This is a genomic window from Streptosporangium jomthongense, assembly GCF_042650425.1.
Lineage (GTDB): Bacteria > Actinomycetota > Actinomycetes > Streptosporangiales > Streptosporangiaceae > Streptosporangium.
In genome coordinates this window covers 199,437-218,681 of the sequence record NZ_JBHSBC010000008.1, presented here as the reverse complement: position 1 = coordinate 218,681, position 19,245 = coordinate 199,437, and the positions used below count along the sequence as shown (strand labels likewise).

At 70.4% G+C, this 19,245-nt stretch carries 9 protein-coding genes; 4 read left to right on the top strand and 5 right to left on the bottom strand.

Going from position 1 to position 19,245, the window contains the following annotated elements; translation table 11 throughout:
- From ACFOYY_RS08960 to ACFOYY_RS08945, 4 genes are all read right to left on the bottom strand, one after another.
- On the bottom strand, nt 1-1,761 hold the full coding sequence (locus ACFOYY_RS08960; RefSeq protein ID WP_362916919.1) for a phytoene desaturase family protein: 1,761 nt from the start codon (nt 1,759-1,761) through the stop codon (nt 1-3).
- Nucleotides 1,762-3,429 carry a phytoene desaturase family protein gene (locus ACFOYY_RS08955; protein ID WP_352012591.1) on the bottom strand — a complete coding sequence of 556 codons (1,668 nt, stop codon included), beginning with the start codon at nt 3,427-3,429 and terminating at the stop codon, nt 1,762-1,764.
- On the bottom strand, nt 3,419-12,763 hold the full coding sequence (locus ACFOYY_RS08950) for an amino acid adenylation domain-containing protein (protein WP_386189251.1): 9,345 nt from the start codon (nt 12,761-12,763) through the stop codon (nt 3,419-3,421). The genes ACFOYY_RS08955 and ACFOYY_RS08950 overlap by 11 nt, the downstream gene beginning before the upstream one ends.
- 91 nt (nt 12,764-12,854) lie before the next feature.
- A complete protein-coding gene (locus ACFOYY_RS08945) occupies nt 12,855-13,664 on the bottom strand; it encodes a sterol desaturase family protein (protein WP_386189249.1) in 810 nt (269 codons plus the stop codon).
- An 881-nt stretch (nt 13,665-14,545) separates the two neighbouring features.
- Between ACFOYY_RS08945 and ACFOYY_RS08940 the strand changes: the two genes are divergently transcribed.
- Genes ACFOYY_RS08940 through ACFOYY_RS08930 form a run of 3 tightly spaced genes read left to right on the top strand, consistent with a single transcriptional unit; the run spans nt 14,546 to nt 17,993 of the window.
- Nucleotides 14,546-15,388, top strand: coding sequence for a carotenoid biosynthesis protein (locus ACFOYY_RS08940; protein ID WP_352012594.1), 843 nt, complete (start codon nt 14,546-14,548; stop codon nt 15,386-15,388).
- Nucleotides 15,376-16,839: a phytoene desaturase family protein gene (locus tag ACFOYY_RS08935; protein ID WP_362772178.1), complete on the top strand. Its 1,464-nt coding sequence runs from the start codon at nt 15,376-15,378 to the stop codon at nt 16,837-16,839. The genes ACFOYY_RS08940 and ACFOYY_RS08935 overlap by 13 nt, the downstream gene beginning before the upstream one ends.
- An 8-nt stretch (nt 16,840-16,847) precedes the next feature.
- Complete coding sequence (locus ACFOYY_RS08930) at nt 16,848-17,993, top strand: glycosyltransferase (RefSeq protein WP_386189246.1); 1,146 nt, start codon at nt 16,848-16,850, stop codon at nt 17,991-17,993.
- Here ACFOYY_RS08930 and ACFOYY_RS08925 read toward each other — a convergent pair.
- Nucleotides 17,926-18,552 carry a glycerol-3-phosphate acyltransferase gene (locus ACFOYY_RS08925; protein ID WP_352012597.1) on the bottom strand — a complete coding sequence of 209 codons (627 nt, stop codon included), beginning with the start codon at nt 18,550-18,552 and terminating at the stop codon, nt 17,926-17,928. The genes ACFOYY_RS08930 and ACFOYY_RS08925 overlap by 68 nt on opposite strands.
- Before the next feature lie 49 nt (nt 18,553-18,601).
- Between ACFOYY_RS08925 and ACFOYY_RS08920 the strand changes: the two genes are divergently transcribed.
- Entirely contained in the window at nt 18,602-19,243 is a 642-nt protein-coding gene (locus ACFOYY_RS08920; RefSeq protein ID WP_386189244.1) for a spheroidene monooxygenase, read from the top strand.
- Nucleotides 19,244-19,245: the final 2 nt, after the last annotated feature.

Genomic DNA, 19,245 nt, shown 5'->3' with positions numbered 1-19,245 from the left:
CTACCGGCCGGTGGGCACAGCCTGCCTGCGGGGTTCCGCCGGGGCGTCCGCCCGGCCGGGACGCGGCCCGACCGGTATCACGAGGTGGGTCGGCGGCGGAGCCGTGTCGTCGATGGAGGCGGTGAACTCCTTGCCGTCGTCACGGCAGACGAACTGCATGACGTGCCTGCCCGCCGCGGCGGCGCGGATCAGGCCGCCGGTGGTGGCCCACACGCCCGACTGGTAGAAGTTCTCCAGCCCGGGCAGGCCGGGGCCGTGCTTCTTGACCAGTTCCTCCAGGGTCTCTCCGCTCTCCACGAACGGCTGCCAGCCCAGGACGGTCCCGTCGTAGTTGCCGGTGTAGCGGACCTGGGTGAGCGGCGTCGACACGTCGCGTACGGCCACCGCGTCCGTGATGCCGGGGAAGCGCCGTTCGAGGAACTCCATGAGCGCCAGCCGCGCCCGGCGCTTGGCCGCGGAGTACTCGCGGCCGCGCCGTACCGGCATGGTGTGGATCTCCTCTCCCTTGTGCTTGCGGCTGGACTGCTCCGGCCCCTCGGCCAGGGCGCGCCAGGGGGCGATGTCACAGAAGTAGGTCGCGTAGACCACGGTGCTGTCCTCCGGCGACAGCTCGGGGTAGTGCATGCTGCGGAACTGCACGTTGATGCTCGGGTGGCGGATGCCGGTCAGGTCGGCGGCCTCCTCCTCCGTGAGCAGATAGGTGGTGCAGGGGTCCCCCTCGGGGAAGGGGCGCCGCAGGCCGAGGAACAGGCAGAAGTAGCCGGGGAAGACCATGCCCGGCTCCTTGATGGTCGTGGTGTACAGCTTCCGGTAGGCCTCGTTGAGGTAGCGCCCCTTGAGGAACTTCGTCATCGTGGTGTGGCCGTCACAGGCGGAGACCACGATGTCGGCGCGGTGTTCGCTGCCGTCGCTGAGCCGTACGCCGACCGCGCGGTCGTCCTCGACCAGCACCTCCTCGACCTTGGCGTTGTAGGTCACCTTGCCGCCGAGCCTCAGGTAGCGCTGCTCGATCGAGGTGGACAGGCCGAGCGAGCCGCCCTCGGGAACGCCCGCCGACAGGTTGGCGTGCGAGGCCAGCTGGAAGTAGAACGGCAGCACCGGGAAGGCGGCGTGCTTCTCGTAGAGGATGAAGTTGAACGCCTCCCGCAGCAGCGGGTCCTTGAACCTCGCCGAGTACTCCGTCATCAGCACCGCCATCGACTTGCGGATGACGTTGAAGTAGGGGACGAAGGAGGCCAGCATCCGCAGCCGTTCGATCCGGCCCATCAGGCCGACCGGCTTCAGGAAGGGGTAGACGGCCAGGCACTTCCTGAACGCCCGCAGCCCCGCGCAGAAGTCCTTGATCAGCTTGGCGTCGGCGGGCGAGAGGTCGAGCAGGTGCGCCTGGAGCCGGTCGGGGTCGGAGTAGAAGTACACCGCCCTGCCGTCGCGTCCCCGCACGATGTTGAACACGTCGAAGTGACGCATCTGCTTGCCCTGGAGCGCGCCGAGTTCGAGCCAGATCTGGTGCATCTGGTTGCCCGGCCCGTTGCCGAGCAGCCAGCTGATGCAGCAGTCGAGGGTGAAGTCACCCCGCTCCCACGCCGTACAGCAGCCGCCGGGGATCTCGTGCATCTCGAAGATCTGGGTCCTGTACCCGTTCATCTGCGCGTAGCAGCCGGTGGACAGACCACCGAGACCGGCGCCGATGATGATCATCGTCTCTCTGTTCTGACCGGGCCGTGACACGTCCCTGTTCTCCTTGGTGATCACTGTCGCCACCTATCGCACGAGCCGCTTGTCGAGCTGTGGCATGTGGCCGAACTTCCCCGGATGCCAGGCCTCGTCGTTGTCGCTCTCCCAGGCCTTGAACTCCATTCCCAGTTCCTCGCACAGGTACTGCACGACGAAACGCCCGGTCGAGGCGGCGCGGATCAGGCCGCCCATGCCGACCCACTGACCGGCCATGGAGAAGCCGCGCAGCCCCGGCAGCCGCATACGGTCCTCGTTGACCAGCTTGGTCGCGAGGTCGTCGGCGTCGGAGAAGGCCTTCCAGGCGAGGATGCTTCCGTTGAAGTTGCCGGTGTAGCGCCTGGTCGTCGCGGGCGAGGCCACGTCGACCAGGTCGATGCGCTCACCGAGCCCCGGATAGCGCCGCTCCAGGAAGTCCCGGACGAAGTCGGCGACCTGCCGCTTACGCGCCCAGTACTCCTTGCGGTTCTCCGTGCGCAGCGTCCTCCAGTAGCCGAAGTCACTGAAGTAGGTGCAGTGGATCACCGACTTGCCCTGCGGCGCGAACCCCTCGGAGTAGCGCGAGCGCAGCTGCACGACCAGGCTGCTCTGCAGCGCGCCGGGCAGCCTGGCCCCTTCCTCCTCGGGCAGCAGGTAGGTGGTGCTGTGCGCGTCGCCGGGCTCGAAGTCGCCGTCGATGCCGACGAAGGCCGAGACCACCGCGGGGAACAGGATGCCGGGGCGGTTCAGCATCTCGTCGTAGAGCTTCTCGATCCTCGGGCTGGTGTACTTGCCCTCCAGCAGGCCGTACACGGTGGTGTGGCCGTCGCAGGCCGAGACGACGTGGTCGGCGTAGTACCGCTTGCCGCCCCGCATCTCGACCCCGACCGCGCGCCCGTCCTCGACCAGGATCCTGTCCACCCTCGCCCGGTAGCTGATCGTGCCGCCCAGCGAGGTGTAGCGCTCCTCGATGGAGCGGGCCAGCCCCAGCGACCCTCCCTGCGGGAATCCGGCGTTGCCGTTGTGGGCGCTGGCCATGTTGAACAGGTACGGCAGCACCGGGAAGCTCTCCGGGTCCTGGAAGAAGATGTTGCGGAAGGCCCGGCGCAGCAGCGGGTCCTGGAACCTGTCGGCGAAGGTGTGCATCTGCGTCGCCGCGGTGCGCCAGAACAGCCGGAAGGCGGGCAGGACCGTCCGCAGCGTGCCGAGCTTCTCCCGCGCCGTCTGCAGCGGCGGCGGCTTCAGGAACGGGTACAGGTCGATGTTCACGAAGCGCCGCAGGTCACGGCAGAACGACCGGATCAGGGCGGCGTCTGCGGGAGAGACCTCCAGCAGGTGCCGCTCCAGGCGGTCCGGGTCGTTGTAGAACGTCACCGACCTGCCGGTCTCGTCGGTGACCTTGTTGAACATCTCGAAGTTGGTGATCGTCTTGCCGTCGAGCGCGCCGAGCTCCCGCCACACCTGGTTGGCGTTGTTGCCCGGGGCGGTGCCGATCAGCCATTCGATGCAGTAGTCGAAGACGTAACCGTCACGCGCCCAGGCGGTGCAGCAGCCCCCCGGCAGGACGTGCCTTTCGAGGACGCGGGTCTCCATCCCGCTCATCTGCGCGTAGCAGCCGGTGGCCATGCCCGCGACGCCCCCGCCGATGACGAGGACCCGGGGCCTGCCTCCTGGAGGTCGTTCGCGGACGCTCCAGTCCTGTTCGGTCTCAGCCGGCATGGGTGGCGCCTCCCGCGAGGATCTCGCGGACCAGGTCCGCGTTGCGTGCGATGTGGTCCTGGCCGAGCATCTCGGCGTGCGTGCCCGAACCGCGGAAGACCTCGGTGCGTGCCTCTGAGCTGCCGTGCCAGGTGCCGCTCTCGGCGGCGGCGTAGAAGGAGACCTTCTCCTCGTCGGAGATCACACTGACCGCGGCGGAGACCACTCCGAGGTTCGGCGTGCGGCTGGAGAAGTCGATGTACTCCCTGGCCTGGCCGAGCGTCTCCTCGGCCACGATCTCCGAGCCGGTGTGCCTGAGCAGGTGCTCGCTCAGCTCACGCTCGAAGATCGCGAGGTGCTCCTCCCCGAGCTCGAAGGACTCGGAGATGCGGTAGGAGTCCATGATGACCACGTTCGGCACCTCGCGCCCCCGGCTCTGGAGCACCTTGGCCACCTCGAAGGCGAGGTTGCCGCCGAGCGAGTAGCCGAACAGGTCGCAGGGGCCCTCGGGCCTCAGGGACTCGATCAGGTCGGCGTAGTGGGTGACCTTGTCGTCCCCCGCCACGTAGTTGAACGCGACGAACCGGTACTCGGGCAGGTGCGCCGCCAGCTGCCGGTAGACCAGGCCGTGGCCGCCGGCGGGCGGGAAGCAGAAGATCGTCCGGTCCTGGTCGGGGTTGAACCACAGGTACGGCTGCGCGCCGCCCAGCCTGCCGGTGATGATGTGCTCGACCGTCTTGGCCATGCCGTGCAGGGTCGTGACCTTGAACAGGTGGCTGACCGGGATCGTGATGTTGAACTCGCCCTGGAGCCGGTAGATGAGCTCGATCAGCTTGATCGAGCTGCCGCCGACCTCGAAGAAGTCGTGCTGTAGGCCGACCTGCTCAAGGCCGAGGAGCGCCTTCCAGTGCTCGGCCATGCGCATCTCGTACAGCGTCACCGGCGCCTCGTAGGCCCGCTCCCCGGTGTCCGCCTCGGGTGCGGGCAGCGCCGCGACGTCGACCTTGCCGTTGGGAGTCAGCGGCAGCTCGGGCAGCTCGACGAAGTACGACGGGACCATGAAGGTCGGGAGGTACCCGGCCAGGTGCCTGCGCAGCTCGCGCCAGTCCAGGGACTCGCCCTGGGCGGGCACGCAGTAGGCGCACAGCGCGTTCTCGCCGCGCGTGTCCGCGACGACCGTGACCACCGCCTGCGCCAGCGTCGGCCAGGCGGCGAGCCGCGTCTCGATCTCGCCGATCTCGATGCGGTGGCCGCGCACCTTGATCTGCGCGTCGACGCGCCCGAGGAGCCGCACGTCGCCGTGGGCGTCCCAGCTCGCCAGGTCGCCGGTGCGGTAGAGCCGTAACGGTTCGGCCCCGTCCCCGCGGCCGAGGGTCACGGTGACGAAGCGCTGCGCGGTCTGCTCGGGGTCGCCGAGGTAACCGGTCGCGACGCCGTCGCCGCCGACCCACAGCTCACCGGGGACGCCGGGCGGCACCGGCTCGCCGTGCTCGTCGAGGATGTACAGCGCGCTGTTGGGGAAGGGCCGCCCGATCGGCACCATCTGGCTGGGGTCGAGCTCGTCGGCCGGGCCCTCGAAGTAGGCGCTGTCGATGGTGGCCTCGCTGAGGCCGTAGGAGTTGACCAGGCGGGTCCGCGAGCCGCACAGGGCGCGCAGGCGCCGGTACTCCTCGACCTTCCAGGCGTCGGAGCCGACGATCAGCAGGCGCATGAAGTCCAGGCGCTCGCCCTCCCGCTCGCAGTAGGCCGTCAGGCCACGGACGATCGCGGGCACGAACTCGCCGCAGTCGACCTTCTCCTCCAGCATCGTCCGGTACAGCCGCGCGGTGTCGAACAGCAGCTCACGGCGGACCAGGACCAGGTTGCCGCCGGAGCACAGCGCGCGGACCAGGTCACCGGTGAAGACGTCGAAGGAGAAGCTCGCCATCTGCAGGTGCACCCGGACGTCCTCGTCCAGGCGGTAGGCCTCCCGCCAGGCGGCGTTGACGGAGGCCAGGTTGCGGTGGGTGACCTGCACGGCCTTCGGCCTGCCGGTCGATCCCGAGGTGTAGATGACGTAGGCGAGGTCGTCGAGCCCGACCTCGGGCTCCGGCTCGTCGTCCCGCGCCTCCGCGGTGTCCCGGTGCAGTTCCTCCAGGGTCAGCGTCATCCCCGCCGCCCCGGCCAGGCTCTCCCGGCCCGACTCGTCGACGACGGCGAGCGCGGCGCCCGCGTTGCGCACCATGTAGGCCAGGCGCTCGGCGGGGTAGTCGGGGTCGAGCGGCAGGTAGGCTCCACCGGCCCGCAGCACCGCCAGCAGGGTGACGATCAGGTCGGGGGACTTGTCCAGGCACAGCGCGACCACCGCGCCCTCACGCACGCCCAGGCCGCGCAGCCTGCCCGCCAGCGCCCTGGACCGCTCCTCAAGCTCGGCGTAGGTCAGCCGGACGGTCTCGCCCGTCTCCGAGGGGGCCGTGACCGCGACCGCGCCGGGGTTCCTGGCGGCGGCCCTGCTGATCAGCTCGTGCACGGGGGTCTCGTGCAGCGTCCTGCGCCTGGCACCGCTCCAGGTCTCCAGGACCCGCTCGCGCTCGTCGGCGGCGAGCAGTTCGAGGCGGGTGGCGGGCTGCGCCGAGGAGGCGCGGGTCAGCGCGTCGAGCAGGTTGACGTAGTGCGAGGCCAGGCGCCGTGCCGTCTCGGGCAGGAACAGGTCGGTGTTGTACTTGAACACGCAGTGGAAGCGCTGCTCGGCCTCGTCCTCGTAGGCCGAGAGCGTCAGGTCGAACTGCCCCTCCTCCTCGGGCAGCTCGATGTACTCCAGGCGGTAGCCGTACTTCTCGGTGGCGACCTTGTGGGCGAGCAGGATGAACATCGCCTGGAACACCGCCGAGCGGCTGGGGTCGTGCTGCAGGCCGAGCTTGTCCACCAGCAGCACGAACGGGTACTCCTGGTTGTCCAGGCCGTTGAGCACCGTGGTGTGGACCTGCGCCAGCAGCTCGGAGACCGACGGCTCACCGGCGAGGCTGACGTGCAGCGGCAGCGGGTTGACGAAGTAGCCGTACAGGGAGGCGAACTCCTCCTGGGTGCGGCCCGTCACCGGGCTGCCGACGATGATGTCGTCCTGTCCCGAGTAGCGGTGCAGCAGCAGGTAGTAGGCGCTCAGCAGCACCATGAACACGGTCATCTTGTTCTCACGGGCCAGCGCGTGGACGCGGGCGCTGAGGTCGGCGTCGAGCACGAAGAACTCGGAGGCGCCGTTGTTGGTCTGCACGGCCGGGCGGGGCTTGTCGACGGGCAGGCTGAGCAGCGGCACCTCGGCCGGCAGGTGACCGCGCCAGTAGTCGAGCATCCGCCGCGCGTCAGGACTGGCGAGGAAGCGGTTCTGCCAGTTGAGGAAGTCGAGGTAGGTGGCCGTCAGCGGCGGCAGCTCGACCTGCTCGCCCCGGCGCAGGCCCTCGTAGATGGCCAGCAGTTCCTCGATGAAGGTGAAGGTCGAGATGGCGTCGGAGATGATGTGGTGGACCGCCTTCATGATCACCCAGCGGTCCTCACCCCGCTTGAACAGGCGGAAGCGGACGAGCGGGTCCCGTTCCAGGTCGTACGGCCTGCGGTACTCACGGATGATCATCTGGTAGATGTCGTCCCACTCCTCGTCCTGCACGTCGAACAGGGCGAGGTCCTCCCTGGCCTCGGCGGAGATCCGCTGCAGCGCCTGCCCGTCCTGCAGGACGAAGTTGCCGCGCAGGATGGGGTGGCGCCGGATCAGCGCGCGGACGGCGTCGAACATCAGCTCCGGGTCGAGCTCGACCCGCACCTCGACCGCGCCGCCGATGTTGTAGGCGAAGCCGTCGGGGTTGAGCTGCTTGAGGAACCACAGCGCCTTCTGGTTCTGGGTCAGGGGGTACTGGTTCTCGTCCAGGTACACCTCGACCGCGGCGTCGGCGCCGTCGTCGTCCGCGTCCGCGGCGACCAGGGCGGCCAGGCCGTCGTGCAGCTGGGTGACCAGGTCTCCGACGGAGGTGCCGCTGAGCAGGGCGACCACCGGCAGCGCGACCTTGAGGTCGGCCTGGACCCGGGCCCGCACCTCCATCGCGAGCAGGGAGTCCAGTCCCAGGGTGTTGAGGCTGACCTCGGGCTCGACCTGCTCCGCCCGCACCCGCAGCACGCCCGCGACCAGCGCGGTGAACCGCTCGGTCACCAGGAGCCTGCGCTTGTCCTCGTCGGCCTCGCGGAAGGTGTCGAGGAAGCCCCCGCTCTCCGCGGGCGAGGAGGTGTCCGCGGCCGCGGCCAGCTCGGTCACCAGCAGCGGCGGCGAGTCGTACCAGGCCATGAAGACCGGCCAGTCGACGACGGTCGCGACCAGCAGCTGGGCCTTGTCCTGGCCGATGACGCGTTCGAGCACCGCCATGCCCGCGTCGGGTGGCAGCGAGCTCATCCCCCGGCTGTTGCGGTAGTGGTCGATCAGGCCGAGTTCCTCGATCATGCCGGTGGCCCAGGGGCCCCAGTCGAGGCTCAGCGCGGGCAGCCCCTTGGCGCGCCTGTGGTGCGCCAGCGCGTCCAGGAAGGCGTTGCCCGCCGCGTAGTTCGTCTGGCCCGCGGTCGTCAGCAGCGAGGCGATCGAGGCGAACAGCACGAAGTGCTCAAGCGGTTCGTCCCGCAGGTGGCGGTGGAGCAGGAAGGCGCCCGCGACCTTGGGGCCGTGGACGGCGTCGAAGGCCTGCCGGTCCATCTCGGGGACGAGCGTGTCGCGGACGTGGCCCGCGAGGTGGAACACGCCGCGGATGGGCGGGGAGTCGTTGCGCCGGTAGTCGTCGAGCCAGGCGGTCAGGGCCGCCTCGTCGGTGATGTCGAGCGGCGCCAGGATCACCTGGGCGCCGAGCGCCTCAAGCTCCTTGACGAAGCGCACGTTGCGGCCCGCGGTGGTGTCCGGGTCCGTCTCGCGCCATCGGTCTCGTTCCGGCAGCCGGGTGCGGCCGACGAGGATCAGCCTGCGGGCGCCCCGCGCGACGAGCGTGCGGCACATCAGCCTGCCGAGCGCGCCGAACGCGCCGGTCACCAGGTAGCCGCCGTCGGCGCGCAGCCGCAGCGGGAGCGGGCTGGTCAGGTCCGCGGCCTGCGCGAGCCTGCTGGTGTGGCGTTCGCCACCGCGCAGGGCGATCTCTTCCTCGTCGTCGGTCAGCAGCTCACGCAGCAACGCCTCGGCCTCGGCCTTGACGTCCCCGCCCGCGGGGTCGAGGTCGACGAGCTTGCCGCGCCAGGCGGTCAGCTCCTGGTGGCGCAGCACCCGGGTGACGCCCCACGCGGGAGCGCCGAGCGGCTCGGCCGCCTCGTCCGCGGTGACGGCCTGCGCGCCCCGGGTGACGACGTGCAGCCTGCTGTCGTCCTGCCCCGCGGGAAGCGTCTGGGCCAGCGCGACCAGCGAGTAGGCGCCGAGGCCGTTGTGCCCGGCGAGTGAGTCGCGGTCGGTCTCCTCGATCGACGGCAGGTCGAGGTTCCACAGGTGGGCGACGGTGCCGAACGACGTGCCGCTCGCCTCCAGGCCGTCGAACAGAAGGGCGAGGTCGTCGGCGGAGCCGGGGACGACCGCGGATTCGCCGTCGGCGTCCTCAAGACGGTAGACGTCCGAGGGGCGGACCAGGTGGCAGCGGGTGCCCCGGGCGCGCAGCAGGCCCGCGAGCTCGTCGGCGACCCCTCGCGAGTCGGCGAGGATCAGCCAGTCCCGCGTGGTCTCACCGGCGTTCTCCGCCGTGCCCTCGCCGCTTTCGGCCGCGGGCTCGCCGTACGGCCTGCGGACCCAGGTCACCTCGGCCAGCCAGCCGTCGATGGTGCTCCTGCCGACCGCCGTCGAGGCCTTCTCGACGTCGGCGGCGAGGATGCCGCTGATCCGGCCGAGCGAGGCGCCGTCGGCGTCGTGGACGGCGATGTCGCCGACCAGTTCGTCGCCGCCGCGCCGTACGACGGTCGCGTGCACCCACAGCGGCCGGTCGCCGACGGGGCGGACGCGCACCTCCTCGATCGACAGCGGCAGGCGGATGCCGGTCCCCTCGGTGTGGCTGAGGACCAGCGGCGTCAGCAGGGTCTGGAAGCAGGCGTCGAGCAGCGCCGGGTGGAAGTGCGCGTTGGCCGCGTCGCCGCCGAGCGCCTCGGGCGGGCGGATGCGGGCGAGCGCCTCGTCTCCGCCGATCCAGACCTCCTCGATCCCCTGGAAGGCGGGGCCGTAGTGGTAGCCCATGTCCGCCAGCGCCGCGTAGCAGCCCTCTCCCCGGAGGTGGCGTTCGCTGCGCGCCTTGATCCCCTCGATGTCGAGTGCCGGGTTGAGCCTGCGGTGCTGGCCCGCGCGCACGACGCCGCCCGCGTGCACGACCCGGTCGCCCGAGCCGTCGGGCACCGTGGCCACGGTGAAGGACGCCCCCTCCGAGGAGAAGGACAGCTGGACCGTCCTGACCTCGCCCTCGGGCAGGAACAGCGCCTTGCGCAGCTCGACGTCGGCCAGGGTCGCCTCCGTGCCGCCGGTCATCGCCAGCACCGCCTGGGTCGCCATCTCCAGGTAGCCCGCCGCGGGGAACAGCGCGTTGCCCTGGATGCGGTGGTCGTCGAGGTAGGGCAGCGCCTCGGTGTCGAGCTTGACCTCCCAGGTGGGCTCGGTCATGGCCAGGCGGCGGCCGAGCAGCGGGTGGTCGAGCCTGCCGAGCCGTACCTGCCTGACCTGCTCGGGCTCGGTCCAGTAGCGGTCGCGCCGCCACGGGTAGCGCGGCAGCGTCACCGTCTCGCCCGAGGGGTAGAGCCTGTCCCAGGCGATGTCGACGCCCAGGTTGTGCAGGGCGGCCAGCGACATGGTGAAGCGCGCGTTCTCATCCTCCTGGCGGCGGATGGAGGGCAGCGTCCTGCCCTCGACGTCCTTGGCCTCCAGGCACTCCTTGATCGAGTGGCCCAGCACCGGGTGCGGCCCGATCTCAAGGAACAGGCCGTAGCCGTCGTCGGCGAGGCGGTCGACGGCGGCGCGGAAGCGGACGCTGTCGCGGACGTTGTGCCACCAGTACTCCGCGTCCAGCTCGGGGCCGCGCGCGAGGCCCTCCTTGCCCGTCAGGTAGAGCGGGACCCGCGCGGGGTGTCCTTCGAGCCCGGCCAGCGAGGACAGCAGCTCGTCCTTGATCAGGTCCATCTGCGCGCTGTGGTAGGGCACCCGCACGGTGAGGAACTTGGCGAAGATCTGCTCGGCCTGCAGCTCGGCCTGCAACCTGCCGAGCGCCTCCTCCTCGCCCGCCAGCGTGATCGCGGTCGGGCTGTTGACCGCGGCGATTGAGATCAGGTCGCCGTAGGGGGCGACGCGGCTCCGCGCCTCGTCCTCCGGCAGGCTCACGGCGAGCATGGTGCCGGTGCCGACCAGCTTCTGCTGCAGGCGGCTGCGGTGCAGCACGACCCTGACCGCCTCGCGCAGGTCGTAGACGCCCGCCTCGTGGAAGGCGGCGACCTCGCCGGTGCTGTGCCCGACGATGGCGTCGGGGTGCACGCCGTAGGAGCGCCACAGCGCCGCCAGGCCGATCTGCACGGCGAAGTTGGCGGGCTGCGCCAGCCAGGTCTCCGCCATGTTGGAGTCGGCCTCGGCCGCGCCCATCTCCTCGATCAGCGACCAGCCCGCCTGCTGGCGGATCTCACGGTCGCAGTCTTCGATCACCTCGCGGTAGACCGGCTCGCTCTCAAGGAGCTGGCGGCCCATGGCCCACCACTGGGGGCCCATGCCGGTGAAGACCCACACCAGCTCGGGCCGCGGTCCCTCGCGCCGCTGGTCCTGCAGCACGTACGGCCCCTGCTCGCCGCGCAGGTAGTCGGCCAGGCGCTCGTCGAGCGACTCGGGTGAGGAGTAGACCACGGAGAGCCGTGATTCGAGGTGCTGACGGCGGCGGGCCAGCGTGTAGCCGAGGTCGCCGGGCGAGACACCGGCCGCGAGCTCCTGCCTGACGCCCCTGACCAGTTCGGGCAGGGCCTGCGGGTCGCGCGCGGTCAGCGGCAGGATGGCGTGTCCCGTGTCGCGCGCGGGGGCGGGCTCGGCCGGGCGTGACGGAGCCTCCTCAAGCAGGACGTGCGCGTTCGTGCCGCCGAAGCCGAAGGAGTTCACGCCGGCGCGCGCCGGTCCCTCGTGCTCGGGCCAGTCGGTCGGCTCCGCCGGGATCTCGTACGGCATCGACTCCAGGTCGATGGCCGGGTTGACCTGTTCGAGGTTGATGTGCGGGGGGATCTTCCGGTGTTTCAGGGCCAGGGTGGTCTTGATCAGACCGGCGATCCCCGCGGCCGACTCGGTGTGCCCGATGTTCGTCTTGACCGAGCCGACGTAGCACTTGGCGCCGGGTCTGCGGCCGATGGACAGCGCGCGGCCGAGCGCGCCCGCCTCGATCGGGTCGCCGACCGGTGTCGATGTGCCGTGCGCCTCCATGTACTGCAGGCTGCCGGGTTCGACGCCCGCCTCGGCGCAGACACGCTCGATCAGCCTGACCTGGGCGTCGGGGTTCGGCACCGTGATGCCGTTGGTACGGCCGTCCTGGTTGACCCCGCTGCCCACGATCACCGCGTGGATCGGGTCGCCGTCGCGCAGGCTGTCCTCAAGGCGCTTGAGGGCGACCACGGCGACGCCCTCGGCGCGCACGTAGCCGTTGGCCGAGGCGTCGAAGGTGCGCGAGCGCCCCTCGGTGGACAGGAAGCCGCCCTTGGTCTCCGCGACGGTGTACTGCGGCGTCATGTGCAGCAGGGTGCCTCCGGCGAGCGCGAGGCTGGTCTCGCCCCTGCTCAGGCTCTGGCACGCCAGGTGCACGGCCACCAGCGACGAGCTGCAGGCCGTGTCGAGGGAGACACTGGGGCCGCGGAAGTCGAAGCAGTAGGAGATGCGGTTGGAGACCATCGTCATCATGGTCCCGGTGGCGGTGTGCGCCGCCAGGGTCTCGAAGCTCAGGTCGGCGAACTGCAGGATCTTGTAGTCCAGGGTGAAGGCCCCGACGAACACTCCGACGTCGGTCCCGGCCAGTTCGCCGGGTTTCTGGCCGCCGTCCTCCAGCGCCTCCCAGGCCACCTCGAGCAGCTTGCGCTGCTGCGGGTCCATGTGGTCGGCCTCGCGGGGACTGATGCCGAAGAAGGCGGGGTCGAACTCGTCGAAGCCGTCGATGTAACCGCCCCTGCCGCCGACGAGCCTTCCCGGCTTCGTCTTGTCCCGGCTGCCGAGCGTCGCGACGTCGTAGCGGTCGGCGGGTGTCGGCGTGATGCAGTCCTTGCCCTCGATCAGGTTCTGCCAGAACGTGCGGTGATCGGAGGCTCCTCCGGGGAATCTACACCCGATACCGATAATGGCGATCTTGTCACGGAGAGTAGCATTACTGAGGTCCGTCACGATTGATCCTTGTGTGATGGCGCTGTGCGCGAGCATGAGGGGAAAGCGGACAACAGTGGACGCGCCCGTACGGCGCGCGTTCCCGGCCTGGTCAGGCGGCCGGGCCACCGGCCTCCGGCGACGAAACCGCGGGGCGTCGGCGCCAGGGGTGGGAGAAGGTGGCAAGGACTGCATCCGTCCTGGGGAAGGACGCGGGGTCCGTCAGCCCTACGGCGACCGGTGTGCGGCCGGAACGCCATGTGAAGCTGCCGAACATGAGATCCCAGATCGACAGGTCGGAGCCGTAGTGACCGGCTTCCGACAGGTCGGTGCTGTGATGGAGACGGTGCTGCTCTGGACTCGCGAAGAGGTAGTTGAGCGGGCCGATGCGGATGTCGGCGTTGACGTGTACGAAGTAGCCCTGCGCGACGACGAACAGGCCGACCGCGAAGACCGCCTCCTGGGAGAAGCCGGCCAGCGCCAGCGACAGCTGCACGATCCCTTGCTCGAACAGGACGTCGAAGGCGTGGTTGACGCCGTTGTTGGCGACGTTGACCTTCTCGGGGACGTGGTGGACACCGTGCAGGCGCCACAACAGGGGGCGGGTGTGCGCGAGCCGGTGGACCACGTAACTGGCCAGCGAGCCGACGAGAAGGGCCGTGGGGATCTCCGCCCACAGGGGGATCATCGGGACCCGGACCGCCAGGACGCCGACGAGGGTCATCACCAGGAACTGCGCCACGCTGCTGGTGGCGAGCGTCAGCACGAGGTAGAGACCGTACCAGCCCCATTCGCGGCGGTCGGGATGCCAGCCACGCTCGTAGGGGACCACCCGTTCGAGCAGTGCGAGGTATGCGATCGTGCCGGCCAGGAAAAGAGCGCTGACCTGACCGAAATCCAGGTGGCGGCCTATGGCCACCACGGCTGTCGAAACGACGGCGACGAGAAGGACGGGGTAGGCGCAACGGCGCACGAGACGGCGCGCCGGAAACGTGAAACTGTTTAACCTTCGCCGCCGTTGCGACACTTGTTCGAACATAATACCCATGCCACGCATCCACCTAAAAGGACTCGAACGACCGCAAATCGGTCAAAGGAACGGCGGATACGGAAATCGCGGCGGCGACCTCCGGCGGAACGGGAGAGCTCCCCCGAAGCCCGTCATCTTCACCCCCCCTCCCCCGAAGACGCTCTCGCGCATGACATCCCTCTATCAAGAGTCCGGACAACGTCACAGTACTCCAAAATGGCTTTGACCTGGGCAGATTTGGGCTGGCGACAATTTTCCCATGTGCGGACAATGCGGTAATTCAACCCCCATCGTTCGACATTCAGACGTAACCACAGGCACCAACCGGAATCAATATGACGCGGACCAGATTTTTTGCACGCCGCCCTCAACCTATAGATGCAATGACAGAAACCCGGGTTTGCGGGCGCAGTTAATAATCTATTCTTTCAGCCCCAAATCGGATTTACGGACAACCCTTTCTGGTTTTACATGAGCAAGTAATGGACATAAGGTGCATACAGTGCAAACCATGTAAACCATTGGTTAACTTAATATTTCGCGCCAACCTTTGATGTGTATTCGTGGCGGCGGATAACCTCGTCCCGGATTTCCGAAAAAGTTTCGGCCGCGACACCCGCCGTTCCCCCTCCCGCACCCGGTGCGCCGCTCCGCGCGGAACGGCACGGAGCGGCACTGAGCGGCACGGGTGGAGGGAACACCGTGGGGAACAGGGACGGACTCCGGGAGGCCAAAGTGAATCTGACCATGGGGCAACGCTCGAATGACCGTTCGTGGGGCACAGCGAGAAGATGAGCAGCGGACGGCCGGGTCCTGGCGCGACGACGGACGCCCGGGGCGCCCCGCGCGCCAGACCCTCCCTTCCGGATGCGACGGGCGGGATCCTGCTGACCGTCATGGTCGCGGCGCAGGTCGTGTCCGGTCTCGACTCCCGGCCCGCCCGGCTGACCGGTCTGATCGTGCTGTTGCTCACGGTCTGTGCCCTGGCCTTCGCCGCCGGGACGTACGGTCCGTTCAGGGCCTCTGCGGCCCTCTGTGCCGCGGCCGCGGCGGGGTACGCCGCCGAGTGGGTCGGCGTCAGAACAGGGCTGCCGTTCGGCGGCTACGCCTACACCGACGTCCTTTGGCCGCAGCCGGGCGGGGTGCCCGTGATCGTGGCGCTCGCCTGGGGCGGCATGGGACTGGCCGCGCACGCGACGGCACTGGCCGCCACCACGGTTTCAAGGGGCGGCCGGGTCACACGGATCGTGCTCGGCGCCTGCGCGCTCACCGCCTGGGACCTGTTCCTCGACCCGCAGATGACGCGGCTCGGCCTGTGGACCTGGCATGTCCCCGGGCCCTACCGCGGTGTCCCGCTGAGCAACTTCGCCGGCTGGCTGCTGGTCTCGCTGCTGGTCATGGTCCTGATCGACGGAATCACCGCGGCAGGCGCCACGACGAGCGCGGGACTCGTGGGTCTCTACACCGTGATGGCCCTGATGGAGACGGTCGGCTTCGCGGTGGTCTTCACCCCGCCCGACCCCCTGGTGGCCGTCCTGGGAGGGGCCTGCATGGGGTGCTTCGCCGTGGCCGCCTGGTCGGGCGTCAGAAGAAGGAGCCGCGCGTGGCAGACGTGATCGTGGTGGGAGGCGGCGTCGGCGGGATGGTCTCCGCCCTTCTGCTGGCAGGGCGGGGCCACCGGGTGCGCCTGTACGAGCGGCTTGACCGCCTCGGCGGCAAGCTGGCCGAGCACCGGCGTGACGGCTTCGCCTTCTCCCTCGGCCCGTCGCTGCTGACCATGCCGCATCTGTTCGCCGGGCTCGGCCTCGACCTCGTCGAACCCCGGGAACTGTGCCGCTACCGCTTCGCCGACGGCTCGGTGCTGACGGCCCGCCGTGATCCCGGCGCCATGGCCGCGGAGGTCGACCGGCTCGCGCCCGGGGAGGGCCGGAACTGGCTGGCCTTCCACCGCTGGGGACGGACCTGTCTTGAGGCGTCGCACCGCACGTTCTTCGCGGGCCCGATCGACCGGCCGCCCGCGCAAGCACGACTGTCCGACCTGTTCGCGGTCGCGCCAGGCCGTACGCTCGACGGTCTGGCCAGGCGTTTCTTCACCGATCCCCGCCTGCGGCAGTACACGGGACGGTACGCGACCTACGCGGGGGCGAACCCCTACCGGGCTCCGGCGGCGCTGGGATGCGTCCCCGCCCTCGAACACGGGCAGGGAGGCTGGTACGTGCGTGGCGGCCTGCCCCGTCTGGCGGACGCCCTGCGGGCACGGCTTGAGGAGGCCGGGGTCGAGGTGACACTGCGCACCGGGGTCACCGACGTGCTCGCCGACTCGGAGCGGGTCCTGGGGGTGCGGCTCGCCTCGGGAGAACGCGAGCGGGCCGACGTGGTGATCGCCAACGTCGACGCGGCGGCGCTGTACGGGCGGCTCCTGCCTGACCGGCGGCGGCTGCGGCGGATCGCCAGGCTCGGCAGGTCGTCCTCGGCGTTCCTGCTGCTGGCCGGCGTCGAGGGCAGGACCGAAGGCCTGGCGCACCACTCGGTGGTCTTCTCAGCCGACTACCGGCGGGAGTTCGCCGACATCTTCGAGCGGCACAGGCCCGCGGAGGATCCGACCGTCTACGTCGGCTGCTCGGCCGTCGACGACTCGTCGCAGGCACCGGACGGCGCGGAGAACTGGGTGATGCTGGTCAACGTCCCCGCCCGTGATCCGCTGCGGTGGCCGATGTCGCCGTCCGCCTACCGGGACCTGGTTCTGGAACGCCTGGCCGCGCGTGGTCACGACCTGTCGGGAAGGCTGCGTTTCGTCGACCTGTTCACCCCCGCCGATCTGCGGGACCGTTACGGCGCATGGGGCGGGGCTATCTACGGCGGCGCCTACGACGGCCCGCTGGCGCCCTTCAGGCGTCCGGGCAACAGAGGGCCCAGACGTGGCCTCTACCTGGTCGGCGGTTCCGCGCATCCCGGCGGCGGGCTGCCGCTGGTGACGCTGGGCGGTCGCATCGTGGCCTCGCTCGTGGAGGAGGACTTCTCCCTGAAGCAGGACGCCCGCCGTCCGCGTATCCGGACGCGCCGATGAGGACTCCGATGAGGGCACTGACCGTGCTCCAGGCGGCGGCCGCGGTCACCGCCGCGGTGCGGCTCGCCCGCGGCCGTGACCGCCTGCCTCGGCTGAGCCCCACGACGACGGATACGCCGGTCTCCGTGGTCGTACCGGCCCGCGACGAGGAGGAGCGCATCGGTCCCTGCCTGAAGGCGCTCCTGGCCGATCCCGCGGTGGCCGAGGTCGTCGTCGTGGACGACGGCGCACGGGACGGCACCGCCGCCCTGGCGGCCGGGCTTGGCGCCAGGGTCGTCGCGGGCACGCCGCCGCCCCGTGGCTGGGTCGGCAAGCAGTGGGCGCTGCGGCAGGGGGTCACGGCCGCGGTCAACGACGTCGTGGTGACCCTCGACGCGGACACCAGGCCCGCCCCCGGCCTGGTCGGGGCGCTCACCGCCGCCCTGGCGCACCACGACCTGGTCAGCGCGGGTCCGCGCTTCGTCTGCGACGGGGTCGCCGAGCAGGCACTGCACGCCTCCTTCCTGGCGACGCTGGTCTACCGGTTCGGCCCGATCGGGCCGTCAACGCCACCACCTCCCCACCGGGTCGTGGCCAACGGCCAGTGCATGGCCTTCCGCCGTACGGCGATGCTGGAGGCGGACGGGTTCGGCAGGGTGCGCGGGCACATGACCGACGACGTGGCGCTGGCCAGGCTCCTCGCGGCGGACGGCTGGGCGGTCGCCTTCCTGGACGCGGGCGGGCTGCTGGAGGTGGACATGCACGAGTCCGCCGCCGGGGTGTGGCGTGAGTGGGGCAGGTCGCTGCCGTTGCGCGACGTCACCGGGCCCGGCTGGCAGGTCGCCGACCTGGCGGTCGTCTGGCTGACGACCGCCCTGCCCGTCCTGCGGCTGCTCTCCGGCAGGCCGACCCGTCTCGATCTGGGACTGCTGGCCGCGCGGACACTGCTGGCCCGCGCGTTGCGCGGCAACTACGCCGTACCGGGGCCCGGCGTGCTGCTTTCTCCGCTGCTGGATCCGCTGACGGCCGTACGGCTGACGCAGGCGACGCTGCGCCCCGTGCGCTCGTGGCGTGGCCGCCGCTACCCCGCCGCCGAGATGGGCGCTCTCACGTACCGTCCGCCGCCCGGCCCGTGTGGGAGGACCGGGCGGCCTGTCCGAAACGAAGGCCGATGAGACACATCAGCGCCCCCGTCGCGGCCACCTGCCCGATCGGGGTGAAGAACAGCTGGAGGAGCGGCAGGCCGAAAACCGCGACCCTGGCCCCGACCGCGAAGGAACGCGCCGTCAGGGCGGCCAGGACCAGGACCACGACGCCCAGCAGGAAGGCCGGGGGGCAGATCACGGCGAAGCCGCCGACGAAGGTGAGGACGGACCGGCCGCCCCTGAATCCGGCGAACACCGGCCATGCGTGCCCGGCCATCGCGGCGGCCACCGCCAGGTACACCGGCACGACGCCGCCGCCGGCGACCACGCCGGTCCCCGTGGTGTGCGCGCCGCTCACCGCCAGGGCCAGCCCTGCGGCGAGCGTGCCCTTGAGGGTGTCGCCCGCGAAGACGGGTACGGCGGCCCGCCGGCCGAGACTTCGCATGACGTTCCAGAAGCCGGGGTTGCGGTCCCCCGCCTCGCGGGGATCGAAGCCGTGGGTCCGCCCGACCAGTACGGCGACCGGCACGGATCCCAGGAGGTAGCCGCCGATGAGAGCCACCAGCGCGCAGAGCGGTCCGGGAGTCATCGCCTCATTCCATCTCATCAGATATGCGGATCTGGGGGCTGTCGGTCACATGGCCTTCGACCGGCCTTCACTCACGGGCACCGACGGGCTGGTGTTCTGGCGGCTGCTCGGCACCGGCCGTGGCGCGTCGATGAGCCTGGGCGCGGACCTGCGCCGCTGGGCTCTGTTCGCGGTCTGGCGGCACGAGGCCGCCCTCGACGGCTTCCTCACGACCTCCCCGATCGTGGCGCGCTGGCGCGGGCGGGCCGTGGAGGCATGGCAGGTACGGCTGAGGCCGCTGGCCTCGCGTGGGAGGTGGGGTGGCGTCGAACCGTTCGGCTCCGGCATACCGGAGGCGGGCGGAGACGACGCGGCGGGCGGCGGGCCGGTGGCCGTACTCACCCGGGCGTCGATCCGGCCGTCCCGGCTGGTGGCGTTCTACCGGTCCGTTCCCCGAGTCGACCGTCTCCTGCTGGGCCAGGACGGCTGTCTGGCCTGCGTCGGCGTCGGCGAGTGGCCGCTGGCCAGACAGGCGACGTTCTCGCTGTGGCGCGACACGGGCGCGGTACGGGACTTCGCCTACCGGGGACGGGCGCATCGGGAGGTGATCGAGCGAACCAGGGCACAGCGGTGGTACTCCGAGGAGTTGTTCGCCCGGTTCGCGCCGTACGCCAGTGAGGGGACCTGGAACGGCGCCGACCCCATCGCCTGAGG

Coding starts and splice junctions, on each gene's coding strand:
- ACFOYY_RS08955 (WP_352012591.1), bottom strand. CDS start 3,429: ATGCCGGCTGAGACCGAACAGGACTGGAGCGTCCGCGAACGACCTCCA.
- ACFOYY_RS08930 (WP_386189246.1), top strand. CDS start 16,848: ATGAGGGCACTGACCGTGCTCCAGGCGGCGGCCGCGGTCACCGCCGCG.
- ACFOYY_RS08925 (WP_352012597.1), bottom strand. CDS start 18,552: ATGACTCCCGGACCGCTCTGCGCGCTGGTGGCTCTCATCGGCGGCTAC.
- ACFOYY_RS08920 (WP_386189244.1), top strand. CDS start 18,602: ATGGCCTTCGACCGGCCTTCACTCACGGGCACCGACGGGCTGGTGTTC.